General features: G+C 37.5%; 13 protein-coding genes and 4 tRNA genes. 3 read left to right on the top strand and 14 right to left on the bottom strand.

The annotated features are described in order from the left end of the window. Window positions 1-123: 123 nt before the first annotated feature. The 7 genes from clpX to ACT5E3_RS16340 all read right to left on the bottom strand — a co-directional run bounded on the left by clpX (window position 124) and on the right by ACT5E3_RS16340 (window position 4352). On the bottom strand, window positions 124-1416 hold the full coding sequence (clpX, locus tag ACT5E3_RS16310) for an ATP-dependent Clp protease ATP-binding subunit ClpX (protein WP_444994603.1): 1293 nt from the start codon (window positions 1414-1416) through the stop codon (window positions 124-126). Window positions 1417-1567: 151 nt separating this feature from the next. Continuing rightward, window positions 1568-2188, bottom strand: a complete 621-nt coding sequence (gene clpP, locus ACT5E3_RS16315) for an ATP-dependent Clp endopeptidase proteolytic subunit ClpP (protein ID WP_444994604.1) — start codon at window positions 2186-2188, stop codon at window positions 1568-1570. Window positions 2189-2318: 130 nt separating this feature from the next. After that, complete coding sequence (tig, locus tag ACT5E3_RS16320) at window positions 2319-3632, bottom strand: trigger factor (protein ID WP_444994605.1); 1314 nt, start codon at window positions 3630-3632, stop codon at window positions 2319-2321. Window positions 3633-3874: 242 nt separating this feature from the next. Continuing rightward, window positions 3875-3959, bottom strand: a tRNA-Leu gene (locus tag ACT5E3_RS16325). A 42-nt stretch (window positions 3960-4001) separates the two neighbouring features. Then, window positions 4002-4077 (bottom strand) — tRNA-His (locus tag ACT5E3_RS16330). Window positions 4078-4148: 71 nt separating this feature from the next. Then, window positions 4149-4225 (bottom strand) — tRNA-Arg (locus ACT5E3_RS16335). 50 nt (window positions 4226-4275) lie between these two features. After that, window positions 4276-4352 (bottom strand) — tRNA-Pro (locus ACT5E3_RS16340). 172 nt (window positions 4353-4524) lie between these two features. Here ACT5E3_RS16340 and folD point away from each other — a divergent pair. Continuing rightward, window positions 4525-5376 carry a bifunctional methylenetetrahydrofolate dehydrogenase/methenyltetrahydrofolate cyclohydrolase FolD gene (folD, locus tag ACT5E3_RS16345; RefSeq protein WP_444994606.1) on the top strand — a complete coding sequence of 284 codons (852 nt, stop codon included), beginning with the start codon at window positions 4525-4527 and terminating at the stop codon, window positions 5374-5376. Window positions 5377-5549: 173 nt separating this feature from the next. Continuing rightward, window positions 5550-6434 (top strand): response regulator, encoded by an 885-nt coding sequence (locus tag ACT5E3_RS16350; protein WP_444994607.1) that lies wholly within the window; start codon window positions 5550-5552, stop codon window positions 6432-6434. 3 nt (window positions 6435-6437) lie between these two features. On the opposite strand, the gene ACT5E3_RS16355 is transcribed toward ACT5E3_RS16350, so the two are convergent. Together ACT5E3_RS16355 and ACT5E3_RS16360 are read right to left on the bottom strand one after the other, a co-directional pair. Next, on the bottom strand, window positions 6438-7760 hold the full coding sequence (locus tag ACT5E3_RS16355) for a hypothetical protein (protein WP_444994608.1): 1323 nt from the start codon (window positions 7758-7760) through the stop codon (window positions 6438-6440). Window positions 7761-7888: 128 nt separating this feature from the next. Further along, on the bottom strand, window positions 7889-8932 hold the full coding sequence (locus ACT5E3_RS16360) for a rod shape-determining protein (RefSeq protein ID WP_444994609.1): 1044 nt from the start codon (window positions 8930-8932) through the stop codon (window positions 7889-7891). A gap of 145 nt (window positions 8933-9077) precedes the next feature. Here ACT5E3_RS16360 and ACT5E3_RS16365 point away from each other — a divergent pair, with 145 nt between their 5' ends. After that, the gene (locus ACT5E3_RS16365; RefSeq protein WP_444994610.1) at window positions 9078-9617 is read left to right on the top strand and encodes a GNAT family N-acetyltransferase; all 540 of its coding nucleotides are present in this window, start codon (window positions 9078-9080) and stop codon (window positions 9615-9617) included. 94 nt (window positions 9618-9711) lie between these two features. Here ACT5E3_RS16365 and dnaE read toward each other — a convergent pair whose 3' ends face one another. Genes dnaE through fabZ form a run of 5 tightly spaced genes read right to left on the bottom strand, consistent with a single transcriptional unit; the run spans window position 9712 to window position 16253 of the window. After that, window positions 9712-13242, bottom strand: coding sequence for a DNA polymerase III subunit alpha (gene dnaE / locus ACT5E3_RS16370; protein ID WP_444994611.1), 3531 nt, complete (start codon window positions 13240-13242; stop codon window positions 9712-9714). A gap of 18 nt (window positions 13243-13260) precedes the next feature. Continuing rightward, entirely contained in the window at window positions 13261-13836 is a 576-nt protein-coding gene (rnhB, locus tag ACT5E3_RS16375; protein WP_444994612.1) for a ribonuclease HII, read from the bottom strand. Next, on the bottom strand, window positions 13826-14983 hold the full coding sequence (gene lpxB / locus ACT5E3_RS16380; RefSeq protein ID WP_444994613.1) for a lipid-A-disaccharide synthase: 1158 nt from the start codon (window positions 14981-14983) through the stop codon (window positions 13826-13828). The genes rnhB and lpxB overlap by 11 nt, the downstream gene beginning before the upstream one ends. 38 nt (window positions 14984-15021) lie before the next feature. Further along, window positions 15022-15786, bottom strand: coding sequence for an acyl-ACP--UDP-N-acetylglucosamine O-acyltransferase (lpxA, locus tag ACT5E3_RS16385; protein ID WP_444994614.1), 765 nt, complete (start codon window positions 15784-15786; stop codon window positions 15022-15024). Then, entirely contained in the window at window positions 15786-16253 is a 468-nt protein-coding gene (gene fabZ / locus ACT5E3_RS16390; RefSeq protein ID WP_444994615.1) for a 3-hydroxyacyl-ACP dehydratase FabZ, read from the bottom strand. The genes lpxA and fabZ overlap by 1 nt, the downstream gene beginning before the upstream one ends.

Here is a 16253-nt window from a genome sequence, read left to right on the forward strand (position 1 = left end):
GGAGCTGATATATTACTCGAAATAATATATCAGTATTAATTGAAATTATATATTGGGACTAGAGGTTACTAAATCAATCATTTATATAATAAAAAACTGACACTAAGTCAGTTTTTTATTAATTTAACTATTTTTTGAACCTGCTTTCTTTTCCTGACTTTCATAAATCAGTAATGGCTCAGACTCTCCATCGACTACTGCTGCATCAATCGCTATTTTAGTAACTCCTTCCATAGAAGGTAAATCATACATAGTATCGAGTAATACTTTTTCTAATATTGAACGAAGCCCTCTAGCACCAGTTTTTCTTTCCATAGCCTTTTGCGCAACAGCTCTTAATGCATCTTCTCTAAACTCCAGTGCAACGCCTTCCATTTCAAATAATTTGCAGTATTGTTTAGTTAATGCATTTTTAGGTTGAGATAGTATCTCAACTAAAGAGTCTTCATCTAACTCTTCTAGTGTTGCAACTACAGGTAACCGACCAACAAACTCAGGAATCAAACCATATTTGACTAAATCGTCAGGCTCTATATCTTTGAATATTTCACCAACATTTTTTGATTCATCTTTGCTACGGACTTCAGCAGAAAAGCCAATTCCAGAGCGCTCAGAACGATCTCGAATAATTTTATCCATTCCAGCAAAAGCACCACCGCAAATGAATAATATACTACTTGTATCAACTTGAAGAAACTCCTGCTGAGGATGCTTTCTACCACCTTGAGGCGGAACCGAAGCAACCGTGCCTTCGATTAACTTTAATAGCGCTTGCTGAACACCTTCACCAGATACATCACGTGTAATTGATGGATTATCTGCTTTACGAGAAATCTTATCAATTTCATCAATATAAACTATGCCGTGCTGTGCTTTATCAACATCATAATCACACTTCTGCAAAAGTTTTTGGATAATATTTTCTACATCTTCACCAACATAACCGGCTTCAGTGAGCGTTGTAGCATCAGCAATGGTAAATGGTACGTCCAACAAACGAGCTAGAGTTTCGGCTAACAATGTTTTACCACTACCAGTTGGACCAACAAGCAAAATATTACTCTTACCTAACTCAACGTCGTCAGCATTAACATTATTATCAGTTTTTAATCGCTTATAGTGGTTATAAACAGCAACCGATAGCACTCTTTTAGCAGCGGATTGCCCAATAACATATTGCTCTAAGATATCATTAATCTCTCTTGGAGTTGGAAGTTTACTAGAATCACTGTCAGGAGCAATTTCTTGAATTTCTTCACGAATAATATCGTTACACAACTCCACACATTCATCACAAATAAAAACTGATGGCCCTGCTATCAGTTTTCTAACTTCGTGTTGGCTTTTACCACAGAAAGAACAGTAGAGTAGTTTGCCACTATCGTCGCGACCACCCGATTTTCTGTTATCACTCATTAGCTTTCCTTTAACAATCTAAATCTATTTAATAAGCAGCTTAAATAACTATTATATACAGCTTAGACCTTTATTCTTTATTTTGTCGATAGTTCCCTGAGATTTTCAGTTAGATGAACATCAACACCTTGTTTCAATGTTATTTAAGACTCTAACCACGCGAGTTTATTACACTATCAACAATACCATAGTTAGCCGCTTCTTCGGCACTCATAAAGTTATCTCTATCAGTGTCTTTTTCTAAATCTTTTAGTTTCTTGCCCGTATGTTTAGCTAAAATCTGATTTAATGTTTCACGCATTTTTAGTATTTCTTGAGCATGTATTTCAATATCAGAAGCTTGGCCTTGAAACCCTCCCAATGGTTGATGGATCATAACCCGAGAGTTAGGTAACGCAAAACGTTTACCAGCTTCCCCTCCGGCAAGTAGGAAAGCCCCCATACTGCAAGCCTGCCCAATGCACAAAGTTGATACCGAAGGCTTTATAAATTGCATAGTATCATAAATAGCCATTCCCGCAGTTACCGAGCCGCCAGGGGAATTAATATACAGAGAGATATCTTTATCGGGATTCTCAGACTCAAGAAACAACATTTGAGCAACGATCAAATTGGCCATATGATCTTCAACCTGCCCCACCAAGAATATTACCCGTTCTTTTAACAAACGAGAATATATATCGTACGAACGCTCGCCTTTTGCGGTTTGTTCTACCACCATTGGCACTAAACCAAGGGCTTGTGTTTCAATTGCAGTACCTGCACTTACCATTATTTTATCCTTATTTTTTATAGAGGTATAAAACCAAAAAACCGGTATTTAACTACACTAGCTAACATATGGGTTAACTATAGCAGTTTCAATACCGGGTTGGTAAATAATTAAAATACTTTATTTTTAGTTATGCTTCTTCAGATGTTTCTTTATCTGGATTCATAACTTCATCAAAGCTCATTGATACTTCAGTACTTTTTGCTTTATCAATAATGAAATCAATAACACTATCTTCAAGTACTAATTGCTCAACTTCATTGAGTTTATTTTCATCTGACAAGTAGTAATTAATTACTTCTTCCGGTTGCTCATAAACAGCTGCGAGCTCTTCTAATTTTGTCTTAACCATGTCTTTATCAGCAGAAATTTTATTTTGCTTAATCACTTCCCCCACAATTAAACCAAGCTTAACACGCTTAATTGCCTTTTCTTCAAAAAGTTCTGAAGGTAAATCTGGCAAGCTTGCCATTTGTCCACCAAATTGCTGAAGTGCTTGCTGCTTAAGGTTTTCAACTTCCTGATCAATCATAGACTTAGGGATATCAAATTCATGCTTTTCAACTAGAGCATCCATCACTTGTTCTTTGACTTTAGACTTGAGAACTTGCCCAAGTTCTCTCTCCATATTCTTACGGATATCACTTTTAAGTGTCGCTACGCTTGAGTCAGCAATACCAAGCTTATCAGCCAATTCACCCATTTTAAGAATTTCTTTTTTGTTAACTTTGCTCACTTTTGTCGCAAACACGGCTTCTTTACCCGCAACATCTTTATTTTGGTAATCTTCTGGGAAAGTCACTGTGACATTAAGCTCATCACCAGCTTTAGTGCCAATAAGCTGATCTTCAAAACCAGGGATCATTTGGCTCGAACCTAATAGCAAAGCAAAATCATCGGCTTTACCACCATTAAACTCTTCACCGTCAATTGTTCCAGTAAAGTCAATAATAACCTGGTCGCCTTCTTTAGACTTACGTTTTACTTCAACCCAGTTAGCTTGTTGCTCCCTAAGGGTATCCAACATTTTACTCAGATCATCATCTTGCACTTCAGAGGCGACTTTCTCGATGGAAATAGTAGAAAAATCTTGCAACTCTATTTCAGGATAAATTTCGAACGTTGCGGTAAACTCTAAATCTTTACCCTCTTCCATCACTACAGGCTCAATATGAGGAGCTCCGGCAGGTTGTAACTTCTCCTGAATAATCGCTTCATAAAATGAGCGCTGCATAACTTCAGAAACGACCTCTTGACGAACATGAGTTCCAAAACGCTTTTTTATAACAGTTAACGGAACTTTACCCGGCCGAAAACCATTAATTCTTTGAGTTCTAGCTAACTCTTTCATTCTAGAATTGGCAACATCATCAACTTTATTGGCCGGTACACCAACAGTTAATTTTCGTTCTAAGCCGTTTGTGGTTTCAATAGAAACTTGCATTTGACTGCTCCAACTGAGATTTATTATTCACTTATATCTACCCCAAGCAATTGCAAGGTGCAGTGGTCATCTGGTCAGTTTGAGCTAATTTCAGGAAGATTGCATGAGCTTTCTAAATTGAGATAAAAACATCTCTATTAGTCATTTGGTTAGCACCAAAGCTCAGGCGACCACCAACTAGCTCAAGCCAGAATATTTTTTAAAATACACTAAACTAGGTAGAATTCTGAGTTTTTACAAAGTGGTGCGAGAGGAGAGACTCGAACTCTCACGCCGCAAGACACTGGAACCTAAATCCAGCGCGTCTACCAATTCCGCCACTCTCGCACTTTGTAATTATCGTCACTACACTAAAGTAACACTATAATATGGGGTGGACGATGGGGTTTGAACCCACGACCACCGGAATCACAATCCGGGGCTCTACCAGCTGAGCTACGCCCACCATAAAAACCTTGTCGACATTATACTCGATTAATGTCATCTTGTCCGACGAAATACCCACAGGATTCGCAATGGCGCGCCCGGCAGGATTCGAACCTGCTACCCTCGGCTTAGAAGGCCGATGCTCTATCCAAATGAGCTACGGGCGCATTGTTTCAGGAACCCCTGGTTACTAATATATCATCAGCAACAAATTAATTGGTCGGGGAAGAGGGATTCGAACCCCCGACATCCTGCACCCAAAGCAGGCGCGCTACCAGACTGCGCTATTCCCCGACAAACTTCCTTGCGGGGCTGCCCCTGCAAGGAGCGCGCATAATACTGATTAAACTGATTTTCGTCAATAAAGAATAAGAAATATTTTTTAAAAAAACTTTTCCTTGGCAGTTTATGCGACAATTGAGAAAATGTCCTAGATTACTTCTTTTAATACTTGGTATGTATATATATGACAGCTCAACTTATCGATGGTAACAAAATATCTGCTGATGTTCGTGCAAAAATTAAGCAAAAAGTCTCAGATAGGCTAAATAACAATCAATCCACACCTGGTTTAGCGGTAATTTTAGTTGGTGATGACCCAGCCTCTCATGTTTATGTGGGTAAAAAGGTCAGTGCTTGTGAAGACGTTGGTTTTAATTCTCAGAAAATTATCTTGAGTGAAACAATAACACAAGAAGCCCTAACCTCACAAATTCAGGCCTTTAATGAAGATCCTACTATTCATGGAATTTTAGTCCAGCTTCCTTTACCGGCTCACTTAGATACCAGTGTAGTTTTGGAAACCATTAGCCCTGACAAAGATGTTGATGGCTTTCATCCATATAATGTTGGACGCTTAGCACAGCGTATACCTCGCCTGAGGCCTTGTACACCTTATGGGGTTATGCAGATGCTCAATACCATAGATGTCTCTGTTAGAGGCTTAGATAGTGTGGTTGTAGGTGCTAGTAATATTGTAGGCCGCCCAATGGCGTTAGAACTTTTACTAAATGGTGCAACCGTCACTGTTTGTCATCAATTTACTAAAGATCTCTCATCACATGTAAAAAATGCTGATTTATTGATCGTTGGTGTTGGTATACCAGGCCTAATTAAGGGCGACTGGATAAAACCTGGAGCGATAGTGATTGACATAGGCATTAACCGTCTGGACAACGGCCAATTAACGGGTGATGTTGAGTTTGACATTGCTGCTGAGCGTGCAAGCTGGATTACACCTGTTCCTGGCGGTGTAGGCCCTATGACAGTCGCTACATTAATGCAAAACACATTAATGGCAGCAGAATTGACCGATTAAATTAGAAAATAAGAAAGAATAGTTAAAGGTGGAATGAATAGCATATAAAGAGTGCGCTTTTTTCTTATTTTCACCTAAGGTGGAATAAATAAGTCAATATTTGCAAATATTACTAAAGAAACTAATCTTATAATTAAAGTAATATCAAAAACTTAGTTTATTTTCTGGCAATTATGGTACTTAAATTTCTTATTGTTGACGACAGCAAAGCCATGCAAACCATTGTTAAGCGGATTTTAATCAATGCTGGGTATGAGCAGCATGATTTTAAGTTTGAAAGCAATGGCCGTAACGCTCTTGAGAGCATTAGAAATTGGCAGCCAGATATTGTACTACTTGATTGGCATATGCCGGAAATGACAGGAATTGAGTTACTTGAAAAAGTTAAAGAACTTAATTTAAACACGAAGATAGGCCTGATTACAGCAGAAAAGAATAAGGTTTCTATAGAACGGGCAAAAAAAGCCGGCGCGCGCTTTGTTGTTAATAAACCTTTTACCGCAGAAAACCTGCAAGAAAGCTTAATACCAGCATTATCTGAAGACCATAGCCCCCAACAATCGAAGGTGAATACCAACCAGATAGTTTTTCCTTCCCCAAGCGCATTAACGATATTATTATCTGCAGTTACTAATTCAAAAATCTTAGTTGAAAAGGTGGAGCCACTTGAAATAAAAAACTTTTCACTCCCCGCAACCTTAGCACTATTTGGCAATAGCGAACAAAAGGTTAAAGCTTTGCTATTACTTGAAGCAGACACAAGAGACAGACTAGCAGAAGCATTCTCTTTAACCGTGTTTAGCGGTCAAGCGATTGACGATAAACTGCTGGCACGTGCGCTAGTTAACGTTTTATCAATAATAGGGGTAAACTTCTTAAATCTGGAAGAAATGTTAGAACTAAAATTAATAAAAACCTACAACATCCCCAAATTAATTAACAAAATACAGCTGCTAAATACGGCTCAAGCAAGTGATAGACTTGATATAAAAATTACTTTCAAAGACGGTTTTTCAGCCTATTCAGTTTTTTATCTAGAATCGAGTGGAAGTTACTAATCCTTATTCGTTAGAAGAGTTTTCATTTTTTTCTAATTGTTTTAAAACTTCTAGAAACTGCTCCTCTAGCAAAATATGTTCGCTTTTTAAACGCTCTAGTTCTTTGTTTGCCAGTAAGCTCTCATCGCTTTCTTTAGCAATCATTAAAAACTGTTGTTCCAGCATATCTTTTTCCAATTCTAGGCGATCCATTTCACTTTCTTTCGCTTCAAGATTTGCACGTAAGGCTTGCAGCTTTTTGACACTTTCAATATTTTCTGTTGAATTCGCAACTTGAGCATTCAATATTTCATTACGGGCTTTCAACGTCTTATACTTTCGAGAAATTGACTTATAGTCGGCTCTTAAGTTTATAAAGTTTCGGTGCATTTGACTTTGGGTTGCTTTACTTGCCTGCATTTGTTCTTTTTGGGCTTGAAATAACCTGGCTTTAGCAACAAACCTTAATAACTGTTCATTAGCTTTATCTAAATCAGTACGCAACTTCCTGTTCATATGAGAGGTTTCATTAAGCTCCATTCTTAATTCACTCAACTCTTTTTCAGCTGACTTTTCATGCCGACTCCATTGATCTTCTAGTTCTTGTGCTTCTTGTAGTGTTTCGCTCACATTTTGAACTAAACTTTGCGTATTTCTAATAACTTCAGTTTCCTGTTTCTTTTGTATTTTTTCAGCATCACTGAATAGTTCAACCTCTCCGACAACACCAACCATCTCACCCAGTGAATTATAACGCTCTTTTAGTTCAGCTAATTTATCACTTTCAGATGAGTTACCCGTTTCATCGAGGTGCTCACTTAACCGCTCTAATACTAAATCCCCACCAGTCATATTATAAGCAACGGCATTGCGCAACTCATAATATAGCTGTTCATAATCTTTATCTAAGGAACCTGGAGCATTTAATAACTCAGCTTTTAGCTGTTCTATTTTAGATTGAGATTGGCCCAACTGTTTTTGTAATTTATTTAACTGTTGATTAAGAGATTCAATTTTTTTTTGTTTTTTTTCTAAAGCTTGCTGTTTAGCTAGAATTTCATCTTTATTGTTGGAAAGCTCGTCATCAACTAAGCTTTCTTCATCGTCAGACAAATCACTTACAGCTTGTAGTTTGCCTTCTAAGTCATTGATTATAGAGAGTTGTTCTTGTATTTTAACTCTCAAGCCTTTAGTGTGTTTTTTCTCATCTTTAAGACTTTTTGAAAGCCTATCAATTTTTGATAATAAGTCATTATTAATATTATTAAGGTAATAAAATAGAAAAGCAGATATGCCAACTAAAACAAGAAAAACTTCACTAAATATAAGAATTAATGATGATGACAATAACTACCCCACTTAACTATAGAAATAACAACAAGTTAAGGATAGCTTAATTATAGCGTATTGAATAATTTAAAAGCCTGTTATATCAACAGGCTAGAGTAGAAAGGCAGGCTAAAAGCGAAACAGGGTTAATTCTGCCAGAATAGATCACCACCATGATCTTCAATGGTTTCAAGTACCTTTCCTCCACCTCTTGCTACACAAGTCAAAGGCTCTTGAGCAACAATAACAGGCAAACCAGTTTCTTCTAAAAAGAGTCGATCCAAATCTTTAATCAATGCCCCACCTCCGGTGAGTACCATGCCTCTCTCAGAGATATCAGCCGCTAATTCAGGTGGAGACTGTTCTAATACTGACCTTACAGCCCGAATCATACCGGCAAGAGGATCTTGAATAGCTTCTAATACTTCATTACTATTAATAGTAAAGCTACGGGGGATACCTTCGGCTAAATTACGCCCTCTTACATCTATTTCCATCACTTCATTACCAGGAAAAGCTGTGCCAATTTCATGTTTGATTCTTTCAGCGGTAGCTTCACCAATAATAGTGCCATAATTTCGCCGGACGTAATCGATGATTGCTTCATCAAAGCGGTCACCACCAATACGCACAGAATCGGAAGATACAACACCATTTAAAGATAATATGGCAATTTCAGTTGTACCACCACCAATATCAACAACCATAGAACCTCGAGCTTCAGCAACAGGTAACCCAGCACCTACTGCAGCAGCCATAGGCTCTTCGATTAAGTAAACATCTCTCGCCCCTGCGCCATATGCAGACTCTTTAATCGCTCTTCTTTCCACTTGCGTTGAGCCACAAGGAACACAAATTAATACTCTTGGGCTTGGTCGCATAAAAAAGCTCGAATCATGAACTTTACGAATAAACTCCTGAAGCATTTTTTCTGTGACTTCAAAATCAGCGATTACACCATCTTTCAATGGCCGTATGGCTGTAATATTTCCAGGAGTTCGACCCAACATAACTTTTGCATCACCACCCACAGCAGCAATTGACTTATTCCCACCTCGTTCATGACGAATTGCAACAACTGACGGTTCGTTTAGCACAATTCCTTTTTCACGCATGTAGATTAAAGTATTTGCCGTTCCCAAATCGATAGACAAATCGGCCGAGAAAAGACCTCTTATTTTATTAAACATAATTCGGTGTATTTCCGCTTGTTTATTTTCTAAATTAGTTACACTTAGAAGTTGATTCTTTTCAATAATTCAAAGAATGCTCTTCATATAAAGTTGATTATCGCTCACTTCCTGAATAAACAGAAGGGTTTGCATTAAATTTCTTATGATCTATGATGTATTTCCACAATTTAAGTTCATTAACCCAAAAATGTTAACAATTAAAAAAGCAACTGTACAAGACTCAGAAACCATCGCTAGTTTGGCTAAGCTAATTTGGACAAAACATTTCACACCTATTATAGGAAAGAATCAAGTTGATTACATGCTGAAACTATTTCAAAGCAAAACAGCAATTGCCAAGCAAATGAGTCAAGGTATTGAATATTTCTTAGTCAACAAAAACGAGCAACTAGCAGGCTATATAGCCATACAATACCAAACCAACAAATTATTTATCAGTAAGTTTTATCTTAAATCAGAGTTTCGAGGACAAGGCCTGGCAAAACCGATGCTTCAACATATAGAAGAATTAGCCAAACAAACCCAGTTGTATCAATTGGAACTGACAGTTAACAAACTAAACAGTGCCTCCCAAGCTTATTTAAAACTCGGGTTTAATATTGAAAGCTCAATCCAAATTGATATAGGTGACGGCTTTATTATGGACGACTACCTCATGATAAAGCATTTAACTCAAGATTAAAGGTTTGCTGATTACCCCTAAAATAATTAGTGGTTAAGCCATTTTTTAATAAAATTAGATTCAAGGAATAATCGAGTAATATGAATTAATTGACTTAATAAACAACTTCGACTCTTTGGCAACCTTTAATATTTTTTAAATTAAAAAGTAGTGTGTCTGTTGGTTTTACTGACCAATTTCCACCAGCTACTAATACAGAGTCAATCTCTCCTAAACGGCAATAAATCCTCACGGGGCACAACCCCCCTTTAAATGGAGTTAAACTTTCCACCACTTCTTGTGCAAGGATTGTACTTTCATTTAAATCAATTTTAATTTCAAGATGCTTTGAAAGTCTCTCACGTACTTCAATGAGCTCACTGATTTCTACAGCACTCATTTTTAAACCGCCAGAAAAATCGTCATTAGAAATATCGCCTTTGGCAACAATGATTTCATCTTTCCGCAAAACATCACGGTTAGTTTCGTAAAGGTCGCTGTAGACCATTACGTCTACACGCCCACTTTGATCGTCTAAAGTAACAATGGCCCAGTTAAGCCCTTTTTTAGTTTTCATTACCCGAATATTAACAATTAACCCTGCAACACTAACGTACTCTCCGCGACGAGTGGGTTGTAAACCATTAAGCCTTAAATCACAAAACTGTCTAATTTCAGGTAAATAACGATCAATAGGATGTCCCGTTAAATACAACCCTAACGTTTCTTTTTCTCCCTGCAAAACTTTATCCTCAGGCCAAGGTCTTACCATGGTAAACTCTACACTTGAAGCCTCAGAGCTTTCTGTGGGGGAGCCAAATAAATCATTCTGCCCAAGCAATTTATTTCGCTTAAATTGCTCAGCAGATTTAACGGCCTGCTCTAACGAAGCCATCATAACAGCACGGCTAGGTCCTAAAGCATCTAACGCACCAGCACGAATTAGAGCCTCTAAGTTTCTGCGGTTAGCTTTTTTCAGATCAATTCGATTACAAAAATCAAACATATCTTTATAAACACCACCGCTTTTTCTTTCATCAACAATCGATTGAATCGCAGCTTCACCAACACCTTTGATAGCGCCGATACCATAAATGATTGTCTGCTCACCATCGATAGTAAACTTGTATTGACCACGATTAACATCGGGAGGAACTATTTTTATTCCCAAAGATTTAGCATCATCAACATAAGTAACAACTTTATCGGTGTTATCCATATCGGCCGACATTACTGCGGCCATAAATGCCGCCGGGTAATGTGCTTTTAACCAAGCGGTTTGAAAGGATACTAAAGCATAAGCAGCCGAATGTGATTTGTTAAAACCATAGCCTGCAAATTTTTCCATCAAATCAAAAATATGTCCCGCTAAGTCACCATCAACATCTCTGGCAATCGCACCTTCCATAAATATTTTGCGTTGCTCTTGCATAACTTCTGCTTTTTTCTTACCCATTGCTCGGCGTAACAAATCAGCTCCACCTAAAGTAAAGTTAGCCAGTACCTGAGCAATTTGCATTACTTGTTCTTGGTAGAGAATAATGCCATAGGTTGGTTCTAAAACCGGTTTTAAGTCTTCATGTTGATAATCAGGATGAGGATAGGCAACTTCTTGGCGTCCATGCTTTCGATTAATAAAATCATCAACCATTCCTGAACCTAATGGCCCAGGCCTAAACAAAGCAACCAGTGCAATAATATCTTCAAAAGAACTTGGCAATAGCTTTTTAATGAGCTCTTTCATTCCCCTAGATTCCAGCTGAAACACAGCGGTTGTGTTAGCTGACTTTAAAAGCTCAAAAGTTTTTGGATCTTCTAGATCAACCGTATCGATATTGAGCTTTTCTTGATCCTCATTAATTAATTGGCTATTGATCATATTCACAGCCCAATCAATAATAGTGAGAGTCCTTAAACCTAAGAAATCAAATTTAACTAACCCGGCCGACTCAACATCATCTTTATCAAACTGTGTTACCAGCCCATCCCCCGCTTCATCACAATACAAAGCAGCGAAATCGGTTAAATCTGATGGTGATATAACAACACCTCCAGCATGCTTTCCTGCATTACGAGTAATACCTTCCAGCTTGGTAGCCATATCCCAAATGGCTTGAAACTCTTCTTCTTCTTCATAACGTTGTCTAATTTCTTCTTCTTGTTCCCAAGCTTTTGATAATGTCATACCAATATCAAAAGGGATCAATTTTGAAATTTTATCAACAAAGCCATAAGGTTGACTTAACACTCGTCCCACATCTCTAATAACCGCTTTTGCTGCAAGACGACCAAAAGTAATGATTTGAGAAACCGCATTTCGGCCATATTTGTCAGCCACATAATCGATAACTCTATCTCTGCCATCCATACAAAAATCAATATCAAAGTCAGGCATAGATACCCTTTCAGGATTCAAAAATCTTTCAAATAGCAAGTCATATTCTAATGGGTCTAAATCAGTTATTTTTAAAGCATAGGCAACTAATGAACCCGCTCCAGATCCTCGTCCAGGACCAACCGGTATATCATTATCTTTTCCCCAACGAATAAAATCAGCAACAATTAAAAAGTATCCAGGGAATCCCATTTGATTAATTACATCTAATTCTATTTGTAACCGCTCATCGTAAGCTTTTCTTTTTTCATTAAAATCAGGAGCATTTACATCAAATAAGCGTGGGAGACGCTCTTCTAAGCCATCACGGCTGAGTTGACAAAAATATTCTTCAATTGTCATTCCATCAGGGATAGGATAGTTCGGTAAAAAATACTCACCTAGATGCAGATGTAAGTTACAACGCTTAGCAATTTCAATAGTATTATCAAGAGCTTCAGGTATATCTGAAAATAACTCCGACATCTCAGCGGCGCTTTTTAGATATTGTTGATCACTATAATTTTTAGGTCGTCTAGGATCATCTAATACTCGACCTTGATTAATACAAACACGAATTTCATGTGCTTCAAAATCGTCTTGTTTAAGAAAACAAACATCATTAGTTGCAACCACTGGCGTGCCTGAACCTTGAGCAAATCCAGCAACAGATTGAATATAAGCTCCCTCACCAGTTCTTCCCGTTCGTTGTAACTCGAGATAATAGCGATTAGAAAAATGTAAATTCCAAAAGCCTAACAGCGCTGCAGCCAATTCATGATTACTAGCCACTAAAGCTCTTCCAACATCTCCTTCTCGACCACCGGATAAAACAATAAGACCTTCGTTATATTCAATAAACCAATCTTTCTCAACAATTGGACACCCTAACTTTTGGTTAGTTTGATAAGCTTTAGATACCAATTTTTTAGCATTTAAATAACCTTGATCATTTTGACAGAGAACGGTGATGCGAAAAATATCATTATCATCATTCGCGTCATTCACCCAAAGATCAACACCAACAATTGGTTTAACACCATTTGCAATCGCTTTTCGATAAAACTTGATTAGACCACAAAAGTTAACGTTGTCAGTAATAGCTAGCGCCGGCATTCCTAACTCAGCAACACTATCTAATGTTGGATTAATTCGACAAATACCATCGACCATTGAAAACTCGGAATGCATCCGCAAGTGGACAAAATCACGCACAGCAACTGACTCAGTTGTTGTTTCATTTTCCGGCGAGGTTGAATCGATATCGGTCATGCTTATGTTGCCTTACTATCATTCAATCAGTTTTAATTGTGCTTGCACTGGAGCAAAACTTTTACGATGAATAGGAGTGATCCCATGTTGTATAATTGCTTCTCTGTGCGCTTTGGTCGGATACCCCTTATGTTTCGCAAAACCATAGTGTGGAAAAACTTTATCCATTTCACACATTTCATTATCTCTTGCCACTTTTGCTATAATCGATGCGGCACTGATTGCAGGCTCGGTTAAATCTCCTTTTACAATCGCTTCAGCAGAACAATTTAGTTGGGGAAGTTTGTTACCATCAACCAAGCAATGTTCTGGCGGAACACTTAACCCTTCAACTGCTCTTTTCATTGCTAACAAGCTTGCTTGAAGAATATTTAACTCATCAATTTCTTCTGGTTCACAACGAGCAATATACCAACTCAATGCTTTTTGTCTTATCTCTTCAGATAGCTTTTCACGTTTTTTTTCTGACAATTTTTTCGAGTCAGTTAAGCCAACTATTGGTTGCGCAGGATCTAAAATAACAGCCGCCGCAACCACAGGCCCAGCTAATGGCCCTCGCCCTACTTCATCCACACCAGCAACTTTATTTTTCATTAAGTTCTATATTCCTCTCAAGCATATCAACAATTGCTTTAGCGGCTTTATTGCTACCACCAAGCATCAAAGATTGGTGAAGCTGATAAAACTTGTCAATCATATTGGTTGACTCTTTATTTTCAATTAAATTAACCAATTCCTGATACAACAACTCAACTTTGCAATGCTCTTGCATTAACTCTTTAACAATTGGCTCACCAGCTAATAAATTAGGCAATGAAAATTGTTTTATTTTTAGTAGATTTTTATAAATCCAAAAACTAAAAGCCGATACTTTATACGCAACAAGCATGGGTTTTTTTAATAACATGGCTTCTAAAGTTGCTGTACCAGATGCTAACAGAACGATATCAGAAGCTTGCATTACTGTTCGAGACTGCCCATCTATCAAACGAAGTGGAGTGTCAAAATTACATGCTGTTATTGCTCGTTCTATCTGCTCTCGGCGCCTCTGATTGGCACAAGGAATAACAAGTTGAACCTCAGTGTATTGTTGATAAAGCTTTTTAGCCGCTTCAAGAAAAGGCTCAATTAAATACTTTACTTCCGTACCACGACTGCCTGGCAAAATAGCAACAGTTAAAGTATTGAGTTCTAAACCAAGTTCTTCTCGTGCAGTCTGCATATTAGGCTCCATTGCTATTTCATTGGCCAATGGATGACCGATACATATAGCTGGCACAGCATGACGTTTATAAATGTCTAACTCAAATGGAAAAAGACATAACATAAGAGACACACTTTTAGCAATCTTATAAATTCTATTTTCTCGCCAAGCCCAAACAGAAGGGCTAACATAATGAACCGTTTTTATTCCTTTATTTTTCAGTTGATATTCAAGCTCAGTATTAAAAACAGGTGCATCAATACCGATGAAACAGGTCGGGTTAGCATGAATAATCATCTGTGTTAATTGGCGACGCATTTTTAATAATCCGGGCAGTTTCTTTAAGATAGGCACAATACCCATTATGGATAAGCGCTCCATCGGAAAGTAACTTTTAAAACCTTCGGCCATCATCAAAGAACCGCCTATTCCGCTAAAACTAGCGTTAGGATAATGGGCTTTGAGTGACTTAATTAAGCGCGCTCCCAGGATATCTCCCGAGGCTTCACCAGCAACTAGAATAAAATGTTGGTTCACGGTATCAGTAAAAATTGACTATGGTTAATATTGAATAATTAACGTGCAATGCCACGTTGAGATGACTTAATAAAGTCGATCATTAATTGAATTGAAGGAGATTTTTTAGCATCTTCAGTTAATACTTTTAAAGCCTCTTCAATTTTTAGTTCTTGTCTGTAAACTGTTTTATAAGCCCGACGAATCAAACTGATTTCATCTTTATCAAATCCGCGTCGCTTTAATCCCTCTACATTTACGGTTCTTGGGCTTTCATCGGCAAATAAAACAAATGGTAATATATCTTGAGTGATGTTACTTCTAATACCAATAAAAGCATGTGCACCAATATGTACAAACTGATGAATACCAGAAAACCCACCTAAAATAGCATGATCGCCAACAATAACATGACCTGCTAAGTTTGAACTATTAGCAATAATAATATCATTTCCTAAAACACAATCATGAGCAACATGAGTGTAAGCCATCAACAAATTATTATTACCAATCGTGGTTTCACCTCTGTCTTGCACTGTTCCTCGATGGATTGTGCATGATTCCCTAATAATATTTCCATCACCTATAGTGGTACGAGTAGGCTCACCTTTATATTTCTTATCTTGATTTGCCTCACCAATCGAAGAAAATTGATAAAATTGATTATTCTTGCCTACTTTAGTATGCCCATTAATAACAACATGAGGGCCAACAACAGTCCCCGAATCAATCTCAACATTCTCGTCAATAATAGAAAATGCACCAACACTCACATCATCAGCTAATTTTGCCGATGGATGAACTATTGCACTAGGATGTATCACTATTTTATTTCCTGTTTGGAACACATAAGATCAGCGGCACAAACCACTTTATTGTCAACTAAAGCTTCAGCTTCAAATTTCCATAAAGATTTTTTACGTTTTAACAAATTTACTTTTAACAAAACCTGATCGCCAGGCTCAACAGGCTGCTTAAACCTCGCATTATCAATGCCAACAAAATAATAAAGCGAATTTTCATCAGGTAATTCATTCATTGTTTTAAAACATAAAATCCCGGTAGCTTGAGCAAGCGCTTCTAAAATTAAAACACCAGGCATAACTGGGCGATGTGGAAAATGCCCAGTAAAACAAGGTTCATTAACAGTCACATTTTTTATCGCATGTAAATACTCATCAACTTTGTAATCAATCACTCTGTCAACTAATAAAAAAGGGTATCGATGAGGTAGTGTTTTCATTATCTCATGAATATCAAGAGTACAAATAGTATTGTTTCCTTCACTCAT

The sequence above is a fragment of the Aliikangiella litoralis genome (genome assembly GCF_052495765.1).

Bases quoted from the DNA above. Each gene is read 5' to 3' on its own strand.
- ACT5E3_RS16350 (WP_444994607.1), top strand. From the start codon at position 5,550: ATGGTACTTAAATTTCTTATTGTTGACGACAGCAAAGCCATGCAAACC.
- dnaE (WP_444994611.1), bottom strand. From the start codon at position 13,242: ATGACCGATATCGATTCAACCTCGCCGGAAAATGAAACAACAACTGAG.
- clpP (WP_444994604.1), bottom strand. From the start codon at position 2,188: ATGGTAAGTGCAGGTACTGCAATTGAAACACAAGCCCTTGGTTTAGTG.
- rnhB (WP_444994612.1), bottom strand. From the start codon at position 13,836: ATGAAAAATAAAGTTGCTGGTGTGGATGAAGTAGGGCGAGGGCCATTA.
- tig (WP_444994605.1), bottom strand. From the start codon at position 3,632: ATGCAAGTTTCTATTGAAACCACAAACGGCTTAGAACGAAAATTAACT.
- fabZ (WP_444994615.1), bottom strand. From the start codon at position 16,253: ATGAGTGAAGGAAACAATACTATTTGTACTCTTGATATTCATGAGATA.
- clpX (WP_444994603.1), bottom strand. From the start codon at position 1,416: ATGAGTGATAACAGAAAATCGGGTGGTCGCGACGATAGTGGCAAACTA.
- ACT5E3_RS16360 (WP_444994609.1), bottom strand. From the start codon at position 8,932: ATGTTTAATAAAATAAGAGGTCTTTTCTCGGCCGATTTGTCTATCGAT.
- folD (WP_444994606.1), top strand. From the start codon at position 4,525: ATGACAGCTCAACTTATCGATGGTAACAAAATATCTGCTGATGTTCGT.
- ACT5E3_RS16365 (WP_444994610.1), top strand. From the start codon at position 9,078: ATGATCTATGATGTATTTCCACAATTTAAGTTCATTAACCCAAAAATG.